This is a genomic window from Vibrio sp. SCSIO 43140 (assembly GCF_023716585.1).
GTDB classification, from domain to species: domain Bacteria; phylum Pseudomonadota; class Gammaproteobacteria; order Enterobacterales; family Vibrionaceae; genus Vibrio; species Vibrio maritimus_B.
Genome location: NZ_CP071850.1, coordinates 1,257,863 through 1,275,983, shown reverse-complemented (window position 1 = coordinate 1,275,983; position 18,121 = coordinate 1,257,863). Strand labels below are relative to the sequence as shown.

The 18,121-nt window shown below is 47.1% G+C and carries 16 protein-coding genes; 13 read left to right on the top strand and 3 right to left on the bottom strand.

The features are described from left to right. The first annotated feature begins 55 nt into the window (after positions 1-55). From J4N45_RS05990 to J4N45_RS05930, 13 genes are all read left to right on the top strand, one after another. The gene (locus J4N45_RS05990; RefSeq protein WP_252014099.1) at positions 56-886 is read left to right on the top strand and encodes an OmpA family protein; all 831 of its coding nucleotides are present in this window, start codon (positions 56-58) and stop codon (positions 884-886) included. Beyond that, positions 883-2,985 (top strand): SLBB domain-containing protein, encoded by a 2,103-nt coding sequence (locus J4N45_RS05985; RefSeq protein WP_252014097.1) that lies wholly within the window; start codon positions 883-885, stop codon positions 2,983-2,985. The genes J4N45_RS05990 and J4N45_RS05985 overlap by 4 nt, the downstream gene beginning before the upstream one ends. Next, complete coding sequence (locus tag J4N45_RS05980) at positions 2,982-3,701, top strand: P-loop NTPase family protein (RefSeq protein ID WP_252014095.1); 720 nt, start codon at positions 2,982-2,984, stop codon at positions 3,699-3,701. The genes J4N45_RS05985 and J4N45_RS05980 overlap by 4 nt, the downstream gene beginning before the upstream one ends. A gap of 115 nt (positions 3,702-3,816) precedes the next feature. Beyond that, positions 3,817-5,325, top strand: coding sequence for a sigma-54-dependent transcriptional regulator (locus J4N45_RS05975; RefSeq protein ID WP_252014093.1), 1,509 nt, complete (start codon positions 3,817-3,819; stop codon positions 5,323-5,325). Then, positions 5,315-6,364, top strand: coding sequence for a glycosyltransferase family 4 protein (locus tag J4N45_RS05970; RefSeq protein ID WP_252014091.1), 1,050 nt, complete (start codon positions 5,315-5,317; stop codon positions 6,362-6,364). The genes J4N45_RS05975 and J4N45_RS05970 overlap by 11 nt, the downstream gene beginning before the upstream one ends. A 159-nt stretch (positions 6,365-6,523) precedes the next feature. Continuing rightward, on the top strand, positions 6,524-7,912 hold the full coding sequence (locus J4N45_RS05965) for an O-antigen ligase family protein (RefSeq protein WP_252014090.1): 1,389 nt from the start codon (positions 6,524-6,526) through the stop codon (positions 7,910-7,912). A 143-nt stretch (positions 7,913-8,055) separates the two neighbouring features. Further along, a complete protein-coding gene (locus J4N45_RS05960) occupies positions 8,056-8,784 on the top strand; it encodes an acyltransferase (RefSeq protein WP_252014087.1) in 729 nt (242 codons plus the stop codon). Between the two features lie 10 nt (positions 8,785-8,794). Further along, the gene (locus J4N45_RS05955; protein WP_252014086.1) at positions 8,795-9,916 is read left to right on the top strand and encodes a glycosyltransferase family protein; all 1,122 of its coding nucleotides are present in this window, start codon (positions 8,795-8,797) and stop codon (positions 9,914-9,916) included. Then, the gene (locus tag J4N45_RS05950) at positions 9,913-11,346 is read left to right on the top strand and encodes a GumC family protein (protein WP_252014084.1); all 1,434 of its coding nucleotides are present in this window, start codon (positions 9,913-9,915) and stop codon (positions 11,344-11,346) included. Before J4N45_RS05955 ends, J4N45_RS05950 begins: the two co-directional genes overlap by 4 nt. A 126-nt stretch (positions 11,347-11,472) precedes the next feature. Further along, entirely contained in the window at positions 11,473-12,597 is a 1,125-nt protein-coding gene (locus J4N45_RS05945) for a glycosyltransferase (protein ID WP_252014083.1), read from the top strand. 31 nt (positions 12,598-12,628) lie between these two features. Continuing rightward, complete coding sequence (locus J4N45_RS05940; RefSeq protein WP_252014082.1) at positions 12,629-13,840, top strand: glycosyltransferase family 2 protein; 1,212 nt, start codon at positions 12,629-12,631, stop codon at positions 13,838-13,840. Then, positions 13,827-14,468 (top strand): sugar transferase, encoded by a 642-nt coding sequence (locus J4N45_RS05935; protein ID WP_252014081.1) that lies wholly within the window; start codon positions 13,827-13,829, stop codon positions 14,466-14,468. Before J4N45_RS05940 ends, J4N45_RS05935 begins: the two co-directional genes overlap by 14 nt. A 43-nt stretch (positions 14,469-14,511) precedes the next feature. Beyond that, entirely contained in the window at positions 14,512-15,630 is a 1,119-nt protein-coding gene (locus J4N45_RS05930) for a glycosyltransferase (RefSeq protein ID WP_252014080.1), read from the top strand. 36 nt (positions 15,631-15,666) lie between these two features. Here J4N45_RS05930 and arnF read toward each other — a convergent pair whose 3' ends face one another. Genes arnF through arnT form a run of 3 tightly spaced genes read right to left on the bottom strand, consistent with a single transcriptional unit; the run spans position 15,667 to position 18,091 of the window. Continuing rightward, positions 15,667-16,092 carry a 4-amino-4-deoxy-L-arabinose-phosphoundecaprenol flippase subunit ArnF gene (arnF, locus tag J4N45_RS05925; RefSeq protein WP_252014078.1) on the bottom strand — a complete coding sequence of 142 codons (426 nt, stop codon included), beginning with the start codon at positions 16,090-16,092 and terminating at the stop codon, positions 15,667-15,669. Continuing rightward, positions 16,092-16,439: a DMT family transporter gene (locus J4N45_RS05920; RefSeq protein ID WP_252014076.1), complete on the bottom strand. Its 348-nt coding sequence runs from the start codon at positions 16,437-16,439 to the stop codon at positions 16,092-16,094. The genes arnF and J4N45_RS05920 overlap by 1 nt, the downstream gene beginning before the upstream one ends. Further along, the gene (arnT, locus tag J4N45_RS05915; protein WP_252014074.1) at positions 16,439-18,091 is read right to left on the bottom strand and encodes a lipid IV(A) 4-amino-4-deoxy-L-arabinosyltransferase; all 1,653 of its coding nucleotides are present in this window, start codon (positions 18,089-18,091) and stop codon (positions 16,439-16,441) included. The genes J4N45_RS05920 and arnT overlap by 1 nt, the downstream gene beginning before the upstream one ends. Positions 18,092-18,121 lie beyond the last annotated feature (30 nt).

Here is an 18,121-nt window from a genome sequence, read left to right as displayed (position 1 = left end):
CAACAAAAGAACGCTTACAAACACAAAATGATGTTGGCAAATAGGTGGTAACTGCATGGATGTAAACTTGGGTGTAAAAAGCATTATAACTTGTCTTTCAGCGAGCCTTCTTTTGGCTTGTACCAGCTACCCTGAAAACGGGTCAGGAGGCATCGCTGAGCAGTATACTGGTTCTGATTTTTCCCCTGTCATGCCAGACGAACCACTTGGACCTGAACACGGTTTACGATTCGATTGGAAGCTGACTAAGCTTCATTTGGATGCGCTTATCCAAGAGGGCGCACCATGGTGTTTCCCTGCTGCGGTACTACAAGCCCAGCAACGTCAAGATCGAATCGCACGAGAACTTGAAGGCGGACTCTGGATTGACGCAGCGAACGACATCGTCATTCAGAGAAAAAAACTTAACGATCTCGAACTCAGATTAGACTACGTGTTAACTCAGGCAACCTGTGCTCCACCAACAAATCGAACTGAGTTTGAAAACCAAATGTCGATCGTAGAGAAAGTCTACAACCTACTTAATGTCGATAATCAGTTCGCGTTCGATTCTATTGAAGTAAACCCTAAATACATGGGACATCTCGCTGAAGCGGCTAACCTGTTGAAACCTTACCCGGAGATTCGTCTCTCGGTCACAGGACATGCGGATGCAAGTGGGGGCAAAGAATACAATGAGCGAATCGCGAAAGGACGAGCTCAACAAGTCAAACGCTATCTGACTATATTTGGCCTAGCGCCAAGTCGAATTGATACCCACTCGCTTGGCGAAGAGCTGCCTCTTTACGAGGGTAATACGCCAGGCGTAATGCTCACTAACCGTCGAGTCAGCATTGATGTTATCGCGGATGGACACAGCACAGCAAACCAAGGAGTGGAGCAATGAAATGGATATCTCTTATCTTCACCCTAACAGTGACACTTCTTTCATTGTCACTGTCGCCTCATGGCATTGCTCAGGACAAGAGCGTACAAGTCGGTGACCTTATCCAGGTCGATTTGCCGGGAGAATCGAGCCTTAACCGTGGCTTTCAAGTCGACAAAAGAGGACGAATCAATTTGCCTGAGGTGGGGCAGGTATTCGTTGCTGGCTATGATGAAGAACAATTGAAGACAACAGTTACTCAAGCGCTTAGCCAAGTGTTCCGAGACACCAGTAACATAAAAGTGTTCATCGCTGAGAGGCAGATCCTCATCTCAGTTCAAGGTTACGTAAAAGCGCCAGGCGAGTATACGATTCCTTACAATGCGAATGTCCAAATGGCACTTCAAGCGGCCGGAGGATTGCGCGCGGGTGCTCAGCTCAACAAGATGCTCCACCGTCGCGGCGCTGACCGTACAGAATTTGATTACAAGCGCTTCCTTGATTCAGGGGATGACGACGGGCTGCCTACCCTACAATCTCTAGACATTCTGTTTGTTCCTGCCTCTCCCCTAGTCGGGAACATAGAACAGGAGTTTGACGCAGCGAAGCTTGCCGACTCTGGTGATAGCGCTGATGCAAGACAAGCGATCAAGGTATTTGGTGAGGTTAATGCACCCGGTTCGTTCTCATACAAAGAAAACACTGATCTCGTTGATGTGGTCATGCGAGCGGGAGGTGTGACTCGCTATGCAGCCGTGGAGCAGATCCGCGTTATCAGCAACAACACACCAATCTTGTTCAACCTCAAACGTTATTTAGACAGCGGGGATGCATCACTGCTACCTCCTCTTCAGCCTGGTGCGACTATCTTTGTCCCAAAACAAGAAGAAGAGATCAAATCTGGATCAAACACCGTTTATGTCATGGGTGAAGTAGCAGCGCCGGGCGCTTTTGAAGGAAAACCGGGTGCGACTTTTATGGATATTCTCGCCAATGCAGGCGGTCCTACTCGCTTTGCCGAATCGAGACAAATAAGAGTGATCAAATCAGATGGCACTGTTATTCCTTTCGATATGACAGCGTATACAGAGGGACTTAGTCGCTCTTCTGCACCTGCTATTGAAGCTGGAGACGCCATTTTTGTTCCTGAAAAGACGGACATTAATGAAAAATCGTGGCTGAAGATCTCCCCTGACAGAGCCGTTAATGTGATCGGCGAAGTTGAACGTCCAGGCCGTATAGAATGGTCAGACGAAATGGACTTTATGGATCTGCTAGCGCACGTTGGCGGGCCAAAAGGTCGAGCAGACACCTCTAAGATTGAGGTAGCGAACGGCCAAAATACCGTCGTGTTCAACCTTGATGAGTTTATCAAAAACGGGGCGCCCCAATCAGAACTGCCACTCGTGCAAGCCGGCACCGTTATTCGAGTACATGATCTACCTCAAGACCCGAGTGATAACAAATCGCAGTGGGTGAGACAGAGTTCGGATGCATCAATTTATGTTTTTGGACAAGTCAAAGCGCCAGGTCGCTATCGATTTACCGACGAAATGCACTTCCTTGATATTCTGTCTGCCGCGGATGGTCCAACTAAGGATGCAGACATCCACAACATCCGAGTTACGCATCGTGACAAGCCTTATGCCAAAGTGAGTAAACTCAACCTATCGATGTATTTCGAAACCGGTGATGAGAGTATCCTTCCCTTGGTCAAGCCTGGTGACACCATCTACATTCCTGAAAAAAATAAAAACTGGTTAGACAGCCCTAAAGAGAAAACAGTTCGTGTTCTTGGCGCCGTTAAAAATCCGGGTCGCTACGTCTTTAATGACACCATGACCATTTTGGATATCTTAGCGGTAGCGGGTGGTCCTGATGACCGCGCGTACGTCAAGAAGATAAGCGTCGTTAATATGTCTTGCTGCCAAGGGCAGGCACGTACCTTCGACTTGGTTGAATTTAGTAAAACCGCGGATATAAGAATGCTGCCTGTGCTTCGAGCGGGCGATACGATTTATGTACCAGATCGTCGTAATAGTTTTGCTGAGCAAGCACGACTGGGACTCACGGATGTGTTCCGCATTGTCTCGACGATTGCCATTATAGGAGCCTTATGATGACGATTCCTGCAACCCATGCTGAAATTGAAGAGCTCTACCTAAAGGCAGAATTACAGCAGTGTCGTACGGTCTGCATGACGGCCTGTAATAGCGGTGAAGGCACCACAGCCCTTGCTAAAGCCTTGACTGAGCGTTATTTACTCGCTGGCTATAAGACCTTATTAGTCGACCTTAATTTATACCGACCGGGTTTAGCGCCTCTTAGCTTCTCTGACACTGAGGAAGGAAATGGTTTAGAAACACAATTGTTGTGTGAGCAAAATAGCGCAGACATCTCGCCAAAGGTATTTTTGGGTATTAGTGTTCCCAACGACCCCAAGACTCGCCTTCAGTTCAAAGACCCGCGTCAACTCAGTGAGATTATCAATCACTGGTTAGAGGACTATGATCGTATCGTATTCGATACCTCGCCTCTTTTGAACGTAAACCATAACAACATCCCAGCTCCTGTCGTAGCAAACGCCTGTGATGGCACATTTCTGGTGGTGTTAAGTGGTATCACAATGACTAATCAGGTAGAAGAAGCAACCCAACAGCTCAATGAGGGAACATCCACTAACCTTCTTGGCTCAGTCTTAAACTGTCGAGACCAACCGTCGCTGGCAAACGAAATTTGTCGCGAAATAGACAGACTGTCATGGATGCCTGATCGCATCACTGGTTGGATGAAGACCAAAATACGCAACAACTCGTTCTTATCGCAATCGATCTAAGAACCGTGAGCCAAGTTGTTATTATTCAGTGTGTTATCGCGATTGTTTTTAACTCGTAGCCCATTCTGTACTATCCTTTAGTTTATAGTGAGAAAACTAACAAAGGATTGTAAGTATGACACCCAAAGTACTCTTGGTGGAGGACTCCTCTTCACTCGCCGTCCTCTACAAGCAATACTTAAAGAACGAGCCTTTTGACTTGCTTCATGCCGCCACTGGTGCAGAGGCGAAGCGCATACTTGAACGTACCATCCCATCGTTGATTATTCTTGATCTCCAACTGCCAGACATGCAGGGAGACGAGATCTTAGAATGGCTAGAACTCAAAAATATTAGTATTCCTGTCGTCGTGGTTACCGCCCATGGTAGCGTAGATATTGCCGTCACCCTAATTCAAAAAGGGGCGAAAGACTTCCTAGAGAAACCAATCCGCGCGGATAGACTCAAAACCTCAATTCGGATTCATCTGAAGCAAGCTGAGCTAGAAACCATGCTCGATGATATTCAGCAAAAGATGGATCGCGAGCGCTTTCACGACTTTATTGGTGCTAGCATTCCTATGCAGGGGGTCTACAAGATCATCGATGCCGTTTCCAATACCAATGCCAGTGTATTCATTATTGGTGAAAGCGGCACGGGTAAAGAAGTTTGTGCCAATGCGATTCACAACGAGAGTAATCGCAAGGACAAGGCGTTTGTTGCCATTAACTGTGGTGCCATTCCAAAAGACCTCATGGAAAGTGAAGTTTTCGGACATGTTAAAGGCGCCTTCACCGGCGCTGCGACCGACCGAAAAGGCGCCGCATCTCTAGCTGATGGGGGAACCTTATTTCTCGATGAGCTTTGCGAAATGGACCTAGAAATGCAGAAGAAGCTACTGCGCTTCTTACAGACAGGTACTTTCACCCCGTTAGGCGCAACCAAAGAGCAGAAGGTTGATGTCCGCATCATTTGCGCGACCAACCGAGATCCGTTACTAGAAGTACAAGAAGGACGATTTAGAGAAGATCTCTATTATCGCGTGCATGTGGTCCCAATTCATATGCCACCTCTTAGAGATCGTGATAGTGACATCGTGACATTGGCAGAGCACTTTCTGCGAATCTATTCAAAGCAAGATGGTCGTAAGTTTGAGTCGATATCGAAAGATGCACAGCGCCTTCTTAAGCGATATGCATGGCCAGGAAACGTACGTCAGTTGCAAAACATTATTCGCAATATTGTCGTGCTTAACGATGAGAAATCATTGGGTTCGCAACACCTTCCACCAGAAGTAATGACTTCGACTCAAAAAAGTACTCCACCAGCGAGTTCGGTAAATACTCGCGTACTTTCGGTGGTTCAAGAGCCTAATGCTGCGCAACAGACAATCGCGGAACCGTCTCAGCCAATGGCAACTGCCAGCAGCGATTCATCTTTATTAGAACCTAGCATATCCATAAATCCAGACAGCGAAAGGCCAACCTCTATTCGTCCAATGTGGCAAATTGAGCGCGAAGCTATCCAGCAAGCTATTGATTACTGTGACGGCAATGTTCTCAATGCGGCGGTATTATTAGAGCTCAGCCCTTCTACCGTCTATCGCAAAAAACAAGCTTGGGAGGCAGAAGACAGTGCCTCTTAGCCCTGTGATATGGCTACTTTTGGACAGTCGTTCATTTGGCGGTATAGAAACGCACGTGTTGGAACTGGCCAAAGGCTTGGTAGCACACAACTACCAAGTCACCGTGGTATTTTCGACCGAATACACCCCGGCAGCCCCTCTTGTAGCAGCGTTGCAGGGAGAGAAAATTCAAACCATGACACTTAGCCGTGAATATGGCAACGTCTCCGCAATGCTTCGACTGCGAGAGGCCATTGCCGCTTCAAAGCAGCAAGACCGTGTCCCAAGCGTTATCCATGCGCATGGTTACAAAGCCAATTTAATGCTGAGATTCACTCGTCTTATTGGAGGTACTGACTCGATACGTCTTGTCTCCAGTTTCCATGCAGGTGAAACACCAACAGGTCGCGTCAGAATTTATGATGCAATCGACCGTTTTAGTGCCTTTCTTAGTGAGCAACGAGTATGTGTCAGTCGCGCCATTCAATCTAAGGTTCCCTACTCAAGTGTTTTGGTTAAGAACTTCGTCCCCAGAGCCGAATTAGTCAGCGTCAGCGAGCGAAACGTTGCCTTCGTTGGTCGACTCAGTGAGGAGAAGGGACCGGACACCTTTGCTAAGATCGCCCAACATTTTCCAGAACATCAGTTTCATATCTATGGTTCGGGGCCTTTAGAGTCATCACTTCAACAACAAGCCGGTGACAATATCCAATTTCATGGTCATCAAAGTAATATGAACAATGTTTGGTCGAACGTCGATTTATTGTTAATTACTTCCCGCTATGAGGGATTACCGATGGCAGCCCTTGAAGCTATGTCGCGAGGCATACCCGTGATCAGCTTTGAACTCGGCGAGTTACCCAACGTCATTGATAGCGGCAGCAATGGATGGATAGCCTCTGATCAACAAGAGATGGTTTCTATTTTAAATGAGTGGTTTACGCTTTCTGATTCAAAAAGAGCACAGATAAAGTACCAAGCTCAACAAACCATCGAACTCAATTACTCAACAGAGGTGGTTATTCCGACCATGCTAGATATTTATGGTATTACCGGCTAACTACAGCCTCTCTAGACCATTCCACAATTTGATTCTCATATTGAGAAGCCAGATATTACTGAATAAAAAATCATTAAATAACAATAATTTAGAATTTAGTTAAGTTTGGCACTCTAATTGCTCCTTCTTTACCTACTGAAACAGAGATTGGTAAAGTCGATGCACTACTCTCCCGCACAACAACATCAAACCAAGCACAGCAAACACATCTTGCTGAGCCTCAGCTTGTGCGTTTTAGTGGGAGCGATTTGGCTATTTGTACCTCACCCAGTCGTCGGCATCGTCATTGCGCTACTGCCAATAGGAATACTCGTAGTACTGAGTCAAACCTTTTGGCTGGTCACTCTCTTCATTGTGTTTTCTTTCTTTCGAATTCACGAGGTCTTCCCGGTACTCTATCCGTTGAAGATCCCTCTCATGCTTTCGGCAGGCGCACTGTCCGCTTTGCTGTGGCACACGCTCGTTAGTCAAAAGATTAAGCTCTACTGGCACCCAACTTACACCTGGCTTCTGATTTTCTGGGGTATTGTCATCATTGGTGTTCCCTTTGCTTCAAACAAAGGGGTTGCTGTCGCCATGTTTACTGGTAGCTACATAAAGATCATCATCATGACGCTCGCCGTATCATGGCTGATAACCTCGTCGAAAGAGCTCTCTCGTTTCGCTTTTCTCGTTATAGTGGCTGGTCTCACTGTAGGCTGCATGGCCATCTACAACTCAGTCAATGGAATTGGCCTTGTCGAGGGGTCTAGGGTAACGATAGGCAGGAGCTTTGGATCCATGCTCGGCGACCCAAATGACCTCGCGCTAGTCCTGATGTTTCCTATGGCGTTTACCGTCGCAATGACCACAACACGTGGTATCGGCTGGTTTATGCGCTTGCTCGCTATCGTAACTTCACTCGTCCTATTTATGGCTCTGCTGGCGACGCAAAGCCGAGGTGGCCTGTTGGGCGCATTAGCCGTTTTTGGCTTCTTCGCTTGGCGACTAATACCGAGCAAGACCCTGTTCTTTGTCGTCGGGTCAATTGCCGCCATTGCCTTGTACGCAATGGCCGGGATTTCCGGTCGCTCCTCTGGGGGGGCAGCAGAAGCTGGCATAGATGCATCAGCGATGGGACGCATCTATGCGTGGGAAGCCGCGGTTAAAATGGCTCTGGATAACCCGCTCCTGGGTGTTGGATTAGATAACTTCTACTACAACTACTTCTTCTACAGCCCCCATTGGGATGGACTAAATCATGCCGTTCACAGTACTTGGTTTGGCGTGCTGGCTGAGTCAGGCTTTGTCGGGCTGATCATTTTTGTCATTTTCATATGCAGTCTGCTTAAGTGCGCACGAAAAACCTTACTCGTCGTGGACAAGCACACTCATGCTCCCCCTTATCTCAAAGCAATGGCGCTCGCTGTCTACAGCGGCCTCATCGGCACCTTTGTCTCAGGCACCTTTCTTACTCAAGGCTTTATCTGGCCAATTTACATCCTTGCGGCTTTGACCATCGCCGTTTCACAAATCGCTTCTCATTTTGAGAAATCAACGTCAACGTAAAAGAAACAAACATAACTTATTGTTTTCATTAAACTTAAAATATGGCTCAGTTCTTGTAAGTACTAGGTGTATATCTTAAACATGCTTTGATTGTCACGCCAGTTAACCCAATACGTTGTGACACAGCGATAAGGAATAGCGCTATGAGTACTGCCACATCATTTGATTTTAAATCATGGCTACGCAGCCACCCTAATCCTAAAATGAGAAACCTTTTTGTCTTTTTGAAAAAGGTGAGAGCGGCGGGAGTGCCAACACCTCGTTTCTACAACAAGCTGGCCTATCGTCTTGTCACGCTGTTACGAATGGGCGTGGAGACTACCTCAAGGCTGCTAATCTACACACCCGCATTCAAAGGAAGAGTAGAAGCCTGCGGCCACTCTCTATACTTGTATAGCGGTTTACCGCTTGTTACCGGTCCACTGGCCATCACTCTGGGTAATGAATGTCGGATTTCAGGCCATACGACCTTCAGTGCTCGCACCGCCCCTCACCCTGACCCAAGTATTCAACCTACACTAAAAGTCGGCAGCAACGTCGATATTGGCTGGCAAGTCTCAATCGCCGTTGCTGGACTCGTAGACATTCAAGATAACGTTCGCATCGCCGGTCGCTGTCAGCTTTTTGGCTACTCTGGTCATCCTCTAAATGCCATCGAGCGAGCGCTCGGTGCACCGGATGAAGATCATCGAATCGGTAACATTGTACTGGAGAAAGACGTGTGGCTCGCGACAGGTGTCACCGTTCAACCTGGCGTCACTATTGGCCAGGGAACCATTGTCGCCGCTGGCAGTGTGGTCACCCACGACCTTCCTGCAAACGTCATCGCCGCGGGCTCTCCGGCAAAAGTTGTAAAGCAGATTCAGCAGTGAGGCGTTAATGATGAGAGATCTAATTGTGTTCGGTGAGGATTTTGGTGCGCTGCCTTCTAGTACCCAGCACCTAGTAAAGCGTCTGGCTGAGAAAAGACAGGTGTTGTGGATTAACTCCATCGGTCTTCGCAAACCAAACTTCAACCTTAAAGATGCAAAGCGCGCGCTTGATAAGCTGCTTGGGAAAGGAAAGAGCCAAACTTTTGCACGAGGCGAGGTAATCAAACCCGTGTCAATGACAGTGGCTACCATTAAAACGTTTCCAGCGCCCAAGTCTCATTGGGCTCGAACACTCACAGCCAAAGCCATGCTGCGTCAGTTAAAGCCAATGATTGAAAAGCTCAACTTACACGATCCAATCATTTGGACATCATTACCAACCGCAGCAGATGTTTGCAGATTGCTCGACAAGCGTTCAACTGTCTATTATTGCGGCGATGATTTTGGGTCTTTAGCTGGGGTTGATCACGAGACGGTCTTAGAGCATGAAAAATCCTTAGTGGAGCACGCCAGCCTAGTAATCACGGCAAGCGACAAGCTATACGGTAAGTTTCCATTAGAGAAAACCTGCTTACTCACCCACGGTGTCGACAGTGCTCAGTTCTCAAATCCCACTCAGCCCGCTCCAGATCTCCCTAATCGAGGCAAGCCAACCGCTGGGTTTTATGGCAGCCTCTCTGACTGGCTAGACTACGATCTACTCAATCAAACCATCGCTACAATGCCAGATTGGGACTTTGTGTTCATTGGTCAATGTGAGTTAGCAAAACGTCCGATCATCGAGGCAGATAACGTTTTTTACCTTGGACCAAAACCACATCACGAGCTACCTCGTTATAGTCAGCATTGGACAGTGAGTTTACTACCCTTTGTGTTGAACCAACAAATAAAGGCTTGCAACCCACTAAAACTTAAAGAGTATCTCGCGGCGCGTCGTCCTATTGTCACCACAGACTTCCCTGCTCTTGATGGCTACCGACAACACGTGAACGTCATTTCAGATGTCTCTTCGATGGTTACGACCTTAGAGGCGCTCGCTGCAACAGACTCAAAGCTACCAAAAGGCTTGGTGGATAACGAGAGTTGGGACTATCGCGCCAATACTCTAGAAACGTATTTGGAGGCTCTATGAGCGACCTAAAACTGCGTCTACTCATCATAATGACCGCGGCATGGCGACGTCGCTACGCCATTGTCATTCCTATGTTGATAATGCCTATTATCGCCTACGCAATAGGTGCAATGACGCCGCCAAAGTACAAATCCCATACCAGCATGCTGATTCAAGAGACGGCAAAAATGAACCCGTTCCTAGAAGATTTAGCCGTTTCAACCATGCTCAAGGAGCGTTTATCAGCACTCAAAACTCTGCTCAACAGCCGCCATGTATTGATGTCAGTTGCGGAAGACTTAGCGCTAATTGATGACACTATGAGTCCCTATGAGCAAGACAAAGTTATCGCCGATATATCCTCTAACCTTACTGTTAGCCAGCTTGGCAAAGACTTCATCAAGATTGAGCACACGGCCTCATCGCCAGAAGGAATGAAACCTCTGCTAGAGTCGGTAAGCGTGCACTTCATCGAAGAGCTGCTCGCACCAGAGCGTTCATCTATTCGCGACTCCAGTGAGTTTTTAACTATCCATATTAATAAGCGCCGTGAGGCGTTAGAACAAGCAGAGCAGGCCTTAGCGGACTACTATAATGCGCATTCGGCTGCTACACCGGAAATGCAAAGTGAAAACTTAAGCCGCCTTGCCAAACTAAAACAAAAACTGGCAGAGAAAAAAGCGGAGTTAGCCGGGGTTGAGAAAAGCTTAGGAACCCTAGATCAGCAGCTATCAAAAACCAACCCAATTGTCGGCAGACTCGAAGAGCAAATCATTGAAATTCGTAGCGAACTGACACTGCTTAAAGCAAAGTACACAACCTCTCACAGTGCTGTTCAAGCCAAAGTTCGTGAGCTAAAACGACTAGAGCAAGAGCGAGCAGTGCTACTAAACAGCGAACAAGCTGGAATCAATTCGGAGCAGCTTTGGGATATCGCTAGCGCAACCAACAGCAGCAACCGAGAGCTGCAGCCATTGCTCATCACTCAACTGCAAAACTTGCAAATCGTTCGTGGTCGTTACGAATCGCTTAAGCAAGAAACTGCCAGCCTAGAATCTATGATCAAAGAGCTTACCGACAATGCCCAAAACTACGGCAGCAATGCCAAGCAGCTACTTCAACTCCAGCGTGACGTTTCCCTTAAAAGAGAACTCTACGATGATTTAGTTGAGCGATATGAAATGGCTGAACTGACCGGTTCACTCGGTGTATTCGAAGAGAATAAGCGCGTCAAGGTCATCGATCGTCCCTTCACACCGAGCAGCTCAACGAATCTGCCACCGGCTATTTTTGCGGTTTTAGGGTTAGTTGCGGGGATTGCACTAGGGATCGGTACGGCAATATTTCTCGAGCTCTTCGATACAACTGTCCGTCGTCGCCAGCAGTTAGAAACCGCAGCCAAAGCTCCTGTCATCACGACGATTCCGCAAATTGTTCAATCCGATTACTAATTTGAGAATCATTTCGACAACCCCAAAAAAAACCATCGTAAGCCATTGTTAAATTGAGGTTTTTAAACCTGGCATACAAGCTGCAAACATTTAAAAGCAGAAAGAGTGAATCTCAAGGAGAGAACCATGAAAACCAATAGCACAAAGGCTAAACAAGGTGGAGATATCCAAAAGCCGACGCTAACGACAGTTCACATCGTTCAGCACTTAGCGCCAGGTGGGTTAGAAACCATGGTTATCGAGCTTCTTAAGCAAACCCCCTCTAACGAGGCGTGCTTCATCATCAGCTTAGAGGGCAATGTACAGCAAGCGATAGAATGCTGGCCCATCTTAAGACATTATCAAACCAGTCTGGTTTTCTTAAGCAAATCTGATGGTCTACAACTCTCTCTTTTCAATCAAATCAAGCACGAGTTAAACCGACTCAACGCTGACGTGGTTCATACTCACCACATTGGTCCGCTTATCTACGGTGGACTCGCTGCCAAACTGAGCCGAGCACGCACCCGTATCCACACTGAGCATGATATGTGGCACTTACAGAACAGCAAGCGACGTTTGGTGGAGAAACTCGCCCTGAAAGTCGTAAACCCGATACTCGTCGCAGATGCGGACGAAGTCAGCAAGCAACTCAACGAAATGTTTCCGTTTACTCACTCAACCGTCATCAAAAATGGCATCGACTGTAATCGATTTGTCCCTTCGAATCGCGCTGCAGCAAGACGAATTCTGGGTCTACCAAACGATACCATCGTCATTGGCACCGCGGGACGATTAGTGCCGGTTAAATCGCATACCACGCTTATCAAGGCAGTCTCTCGTTTGCCAAATAATACACACCTCGCGATTGCAGGTGCCGGACCGCTTGAAAACGAACTAAAGCAACTCTGCCACCAGCTCGGCATCAGTCACAAGGTTCACTTCCTAGGTCTTGTAAACGATATGCCAAGTTTTTATCAAGCTTTAGATCTATTTTGCCTGCCTTCAAGCTGTGAGGGCTTTCCTCTTTCCCCGCTTGAAGCGCAAGCCTGCAACATCCCGGCGGTAGTGACGGATGTGGGTGCAGCCAAAGAAACCTTATGCCCCATGTCTGGCATTGCAACAAAGTCCAAACGAGTGTTCAGCCTTCTCAAAGCGTTGGAGCAAGCGCTCGCAACAAAACACCTATTTTCACCACGCGATTTCGTGGTCGCGAACAACGATGTGCGAGCGATGAGTCAAGCATATCGCCAATTGACTATCAAAGCCTAGATTCAAGGCATCAGCAACTCAAGGAGCAGATATGCAAGTTTTATTGATGGGCTTATTTTGGACGAGCGCTTTCTTAATCGTCTATCATCACGCGATTTACCCTCTCATTCTGCGATGGTGGGCCAAGCGTCACCCACTTCCTGAGATTGAAGACTGTAGTGCTACTTTGTACCGCACTACTGACAACAGTGTACTACCATCCATCACAATCATCATTCCAGCTTATAACGAAGCAGAGTGGATTGCTGACAAGATTAGAAACTGCGCGTCACTTGACTACCCCAGAGACAAGCTCAGTGTCGTGATCATCAATGATGGCAGTACCGATGACACCGCCACGATCGCCGAATCAGCGATACAGGAAGCGATTTGTAGCGACACCCTTTTCACCATCGTTAACCACAAAGACAACAAAGGAAAAATATGCCGACTCAATGAGTCTTTACCTGTTGTCGATAGCACTATTACCTGCATCTCGGATGTATCGGCACTTATTTCAATCGATGCGCTTAAGCTTGCCGCCACGCATTTTGAAGACTCCAAGGTCGGCGTGGTGAACTCAACTTACCAACTGCTCGATCAGCAACAAAGGGGCGAATCTCTGTATTGGCGCTATCAAAACCAATTGAAATACAGTGAATCAACTTTGGGGTCTACCATAGGCGCACACGGTGCACTCTATTTCATCAGAACGGGTCTGTTTGAAGCTCTGCCGTTTAACACAATTAACGATGATTTCATCATCCCTATGAACGTGGTTCGTGCAGGCTACCAAGCGGTCTACGAGTCAAACATGAATGCCATCGAGATGGAGCCGACCGAAGCAGCCCAAGACTTCAAACGTCGTTTGCGTATCTCTGCGGGCAATATGCAACAACTTCTTGTTTTACTACCTCTGTTCTCGCCTCAATACAAAGGAACAGCACTAACCTTCTTCTCAGGCAAGGGACTCAGAGTGTTAACGCCCTACTTGATGCTGATATGCCTTGTAACCTCAGCGATCCTGGCGAAGAGTTCTACTCTGTTTTTGGGACTACTAGTGATACAGGGAAGCATCTATCTTACTGCTGCAGCTAGCGTACTAATACCTGCACTTCAATCATTTACCGCAATACGAGCGCTCACGTATCTAGTCGTTGGGCATACCGCAAACCTAATTGGTGGTCTTCGCTATCTTGTCGGGTTGGAAAACGGAGCTTGGAAACGCACACCACAACAGGAGAATCATCATGAAAAAGGTTAATTTAGAAAAATCACTTATTCGCACCTCTAAGCGCATCTTTGATCTAGTTGGCGCGAGCGTCGGCATGATTATCCTTGGTCTCTTTTTTGTGCCTGTTGCTATTGCTATTAAGGCAACATCACGTGGCCCAATATTTTATCAGCAGCTTCGCGTTGGTAAGTGGAGCCCAACCAAAATGGACTTCATTCATGTCCTTAAGTTCAGAACCATGTACATCGATGCGGAGTCTCGAACTGGTGCTACTTGGGCGACGGAGAACGACCCGCGTATTACTCCTGTCGGGCGTTTTCTTCGCAAGACTCGCTTAGATGAATTACCGCAGTTCATTAATGTACTGCGCGGCGATATGTCATTAATTGGCCCACGTCCAGAGCGACCTGACTTTTATCAGAAGCTTGAAAAAGACATCCCGTTTTTTGTGGAGCGTACCTACGGTGTACTACCGGGAATCACAGGTTTAGCCCAAGTCAATCAAGGTTACGACACCTGTATTGAAGATGTACGTAGCAAAGTGGGTTTTGACCACAGCTATGCTTTGTCGCTCTCTTCTTTTAAGACATGGCTAGTAACCGATATTCATATCGTACTCAAAACACTCAAAATCATGGTTGACGGGCGAGGACGCTAACCAATGGCGACAACGCGCCTATACGTTAGCAAGGAGAATAACGATGAAAACGACACCTTTACTTCCACTAGAAAGCCCTGGCAAGCCACGAAGAGTAGTATTGATCGTACAGCACTTGGTGCGTGGTGAAATTGAATTTCAAGTGCTTGAGCAGTTAAAGCAAGCCAACGCTAATGAAAGGATCTTCATCATCAGCCTAGAGGGCAATATAGAGCAAGCGATTAAGTTGTGGCCTGAGCTAGAAACCTATCGACAACAGCTGTTTTTCTTGCGTAAAGAGCCTGGAGTGCATCCCTCACTATTAGTTGCTCTGTATAGACTACTAAAAGTACTAAAGCCTCAAGTGGTTCATACTCATCATATAGGCCCTCTACTTTATGGCGGAATTGCGGCAAGACTTAGTGGAGTTCGCAATAGAACGCACACAGAGCACTGCACGAAACACTTAGAATATACTCGGCTTGCACGCATTGAAGATGCTGCATTTAAAGCAGCCAGACCCGCTATTATCGCTGCGACTCCAAAAGTAAAACGCTCCCTGGCGAGCCTATTTCCAAAAGTAACTGCAAGAGTCATTAGACCTGGCATCGATTGCAATAGCTTTTCAAAAGGGGAACTATTGGTCGCAAGAGAGCAGCTCAACTTACCCAATGAGGTTGTACTACTTGGCGCCGATTGTCATATCGGGGACTCTCCGGGATTACTGAGCTTAATGCGAGCACTTTATTACCTGCCAGAAAACGTACATCTTGTGCTAAACAACTCAATGGAATTATCGAGTTCCATCAGAGTGTTATCAGAAAAATTAAGGGTCAGCTCACGAGTGCATCAGCTCCAGAACATAATTGACGAGCCATATTTTTATCAGGCACTAGACTTGTACTTCCAGCTTGGTTCGGGAGGCATACATGCGCTATCTGCTTTACGTGCCCAAGCCTGTGGCATTCGTGTGATAGCTTTGGAGAGTTGTACAAATAGTGAGGCGCTTTGCCCAAGTACTAGTATCATGACTTCAGGACATCTATTTGCGCTACTGAAACAGATTGAGATCGCGCTCAACACTCACGTTTCACCTTCTCCTCGCAAGTACACTATAGAAAAGTTTGATATTCAACGAGCTTGCGAAGAGTACCGCTCATTAGTGACGAGACTCACCATATGAAAACAGCAATCAAGAGTGAGTAATAAAAAATCCAGCCTAATCGCTGGATTTTTTTGCAGTAAATATAAGCGCAAGTCCGACAAGAATACACGCTATACCTGATAATTTAGTTAAGCTAAACGGTTCATCTAGCCAAGGCAAGGTAACCGCGAGTACATACACCAAAACATAGCTCAAGCTTAACAAGGGATAGGCGACGCCCAATGGTAAATGCTTCAATGCCATTACCCAACAGGCCATGGATAATGCATAGCAGCCTAACCCAAAGGCAACACACAATAGCGCAGGCCATACCGTGGAAATCAGAGGCGTCACATCCAGTGTATAGAGGAGCGGCTCAATGACCTCCCATTGTTTCGACAGATTACCCATCCCCCATTTCATAGCAAGTTGAGCAACTGAAATCAAACAAACACTAAGAAGCGCAACGGGAAGACCTGCCTTGATATCTTTCAACACCATTAGTGGGCGCCTCCCAGTATGCCAACACCCACCATAATCATCATCACACCTAGCCATTGCTTAGGGACAATAACTTCGCCAAAGGCAAACTTAGAAACCAATAGCATGATGACAAAATTAACGCTGAGTAAGGGGTACGCCACTGACACATCCCATTGCGATAGTACACCAAGCCAAGTCAGCGCACTTGTGCCTAAAAAGCCAATGCCCAGGATCATAGGGAAACTTAACAGTTTGCTAATGGCACTCAGCTCTGGGTTTTCTTCAAAATACATTGCAGCCCGCTTTTGCCAATATTGGCTAAGCGAGCTAGCAAGTACAGAAATGATGTACAGTAGGACCGTCATTACTCAGCCGAAACTTGATTGAAGATCAGCGCATGGTAGCGACCACGATCGACGTGTTCATCCGCAACAGGGAAATCTTCTGGTAATGGTGGCAAGTTTCTAAAGTGAAGCAGTACTGGTGCTGTTTTTTGCTTCTCTTTAATAAACGCACTAATGTTTTCAAACGGTATCCAGCGATGGTTAGCATCATCGTAGTTCAAACCGTAATCAACCTCACCCATACCCTTAGTTAGGTAGACGTCAGTGCGCTTCAAGTACCAGTTCAGTGCCGACATCGTGTCAGGGTAATCAGCAATCAACACCATCTCGTCTGTGACTTTTGGAGCAAGCTCTTCCATAAAGCGAGCTGGCATTTTTGAATCGATCGTGCTGTTTGGCACCACTGTTGAGAACAGTGCAAATAGCGCGAGCGGCGACACCATGTAAGCCATGAACTTGTGCTCAAATGCACTCGCTTTCGCTGCGTAAAATGCACATGCGGCCCAGAAACCAAGAATAAACAGTGCAATCCAAGGGCGGTAAGACTCAGTCTCATCCAATGGCAGCTTGCCCATAAAGAACATAACCATCAGCGTCACTGCTACGAGACCAAAAAAGGCACCATTGATTAAAGAGCCAATCGTCAAACCTTTCGCCTTGCTGTTATAGGCTTTGATAATGCCGTGTGTAAGCAAAATCGCGATTGGAGCCATACATGGAAGGATGTAAGTCGCCAATTTACCGCTCGCATAAGAAAACAATAGGAAAGGCATGACTGCCCACCAAATTGAATAGCGAATAAGTGGCTTACTAAACTCACCCTTAAGTTGCACGAGTGCGGACGGTGCCCAGAAAACCCAAGGTAACGTGCCCAAGAAAAGGAATGGGATGTAATACCAAGCCGGCGCAGCATGTTGAGCGTCTTCTGCAGAGAAGCGGTGGATGTGCTCTTCCCAGAAGAAGTAATTCCAGTAATCTGGTTCCGCCGCGTGAATCGCTAAAGACCAAGGTAAGCAAGTGATAAATGCCACCAGCATTACCCACCAACCCCAGCGAAGGATCTCTAAGAACTGCTTCTGCATAATCATGTATGGAACAACGACTATCACAGGCAATGCTAAGGCTAAGAAGCCTTTTGTGAGAACCGCACAACCACAGAAAAAGCCCGCTAAGCCATAGTAAAGCCAACGCTGTTTGGTGGTCGTCGATTCGGTTGCAAAGAAGAAGGCGGCATAACAAGCTGTCAACCAAAACGCCAGCATGCCATCAAGTACGCTATAAGTACCGATCGCTGCGACCATGAACATGCTCAAGAATACGCCCGCAGTAAGCCAACCTTGTCTGCGATCGGTCATACGACTAACCAAGGAGACAAGGAATAAAGCACCACCTAAGGATGCAAGTGCAGAGGCGATTCTGACTGCAAAGTTGGTGTCACCGAAAAGCACCTGTGCTATCGCGTTAGACCAATAGCCCATGATCGGTTTTTCAAAATAACGAAGATCGTTAAATGTAGGTACTATCCAGTTACCTGACTCGACCATCTCGCGCGAGATCTCACCGTAACGCAGTTCATCTGGCGACCATAGCGGACGCAAATCTAGCGGGAGTATGTACAGTGCAATAAAAAACAGCGGTACCCATACCGCCCAGTTAATTCGTGATTGTTGCATTCTTCATCCAGTTGAATAAAAGCCCATGCA

Bases quoted from the DNA above. Each gene is read 5' to 3' on its own strand.
- J4N45_RS05990 (WP_252014099.1), top strand. From the start codon at position 56: ATGGATGTAAACTTGGGTGTAAAAAGCATTATAACTTGTCTTTCAGCG.
- J4N45_RS05985 (WP_252014097.1), top strand. From the start codon at position 883: ATGAAATGGATATCTCTTATCTTCACCCTAACAGTGACACTTCTTTCA.
- J4N45_RS05980 (WP_252014095.1), top strand. From the start codon at position 2,982: ATGATGACGATTCCTGCAACCCATGCTGAAATTGAAGAGCTCTACCTA.
- J4N45_RS05975 (WP_252014093.1), top strand. From the start codon at position 3,817: ATGACACCCAAAGTACTCTTGGTGGAGGACTCCTCTTCACTCGCCGTC.
- J4N45_RS05965 (WP_252014090.1), top strand. From the start codon at position 6,524: ATGCACTACTCTCCCGCACAACAACATCAAACCAAGCACAGCAAACAC.
- J4N45_RS05960 (WP_252014087.1), top strand. From the start codon at position 8,056: ATGAGTACTGCCACATCATTTGATTTTAAATCATGGCTACGCAGCCAC.
- J4N45_RS05955 (WP_252014086.1), top strand. From the start codon at position 8,795: ATGAGAGATCTAATTGTGTTCGGTGAGGATTTTGGTGCGCTGCCTTCT.
- J4N45_RS05950 (WP_252014084.1), top strand. From the start codon at position 9,913: ATGAGCGACCTAAAACTGCGTCTACTCATCATAATGACCGCGGCATGG.
- J4N45_RS05945 (WP_252014083.1), top strand. From the start codon at position 11,473: ATGAAAACCAATAGCACAAAGGCTAAACAAGGTGGAGATATCCAAAAG.
- J4N45_RS05940 (WP_252014082.1), top strand. From the start codon at position 12,629: ATGCAAGTTTTATTGATGGGCTTATTTTGGACGAGCGCTTTCTTAATC.
- J4N45_RS05935 (WP_252014081.1), top strand. From the start codon at position 13,827: ATGAAAAAGGTTAATTTAGAAAAATCACTTATTCGCACCTCTAAGCGC.
- J4N45_RS05930 (WP_252014080.1), top strand. From the start codon at position 14,512: ATGAAAACGACACCTTTACTTCCACTAGAAAGCCCTGGCAAGCCACGA.
- arnF (WP_252014078.1), bottom strand. From the start codon at position 16,092: ATGGTGTTGAAAGATATCAAGGCAGGTCTTCCCGTTGCGCTTCTTAGT.
- J4N45_RS05920 (WP_252014076.1), bottom strand. From the start codon at position 16,439: ATGACGGTCCTACTGTACATCATTTCTGTACTTGCTAGCTCGCTTAGC.
- arnT (WP_252014074.1), bottom strand. From the start codon at position 18,091: ATGCAACAATCACGAATTAACTGGGCGGTATGGGTACCGCTGTTTTTT.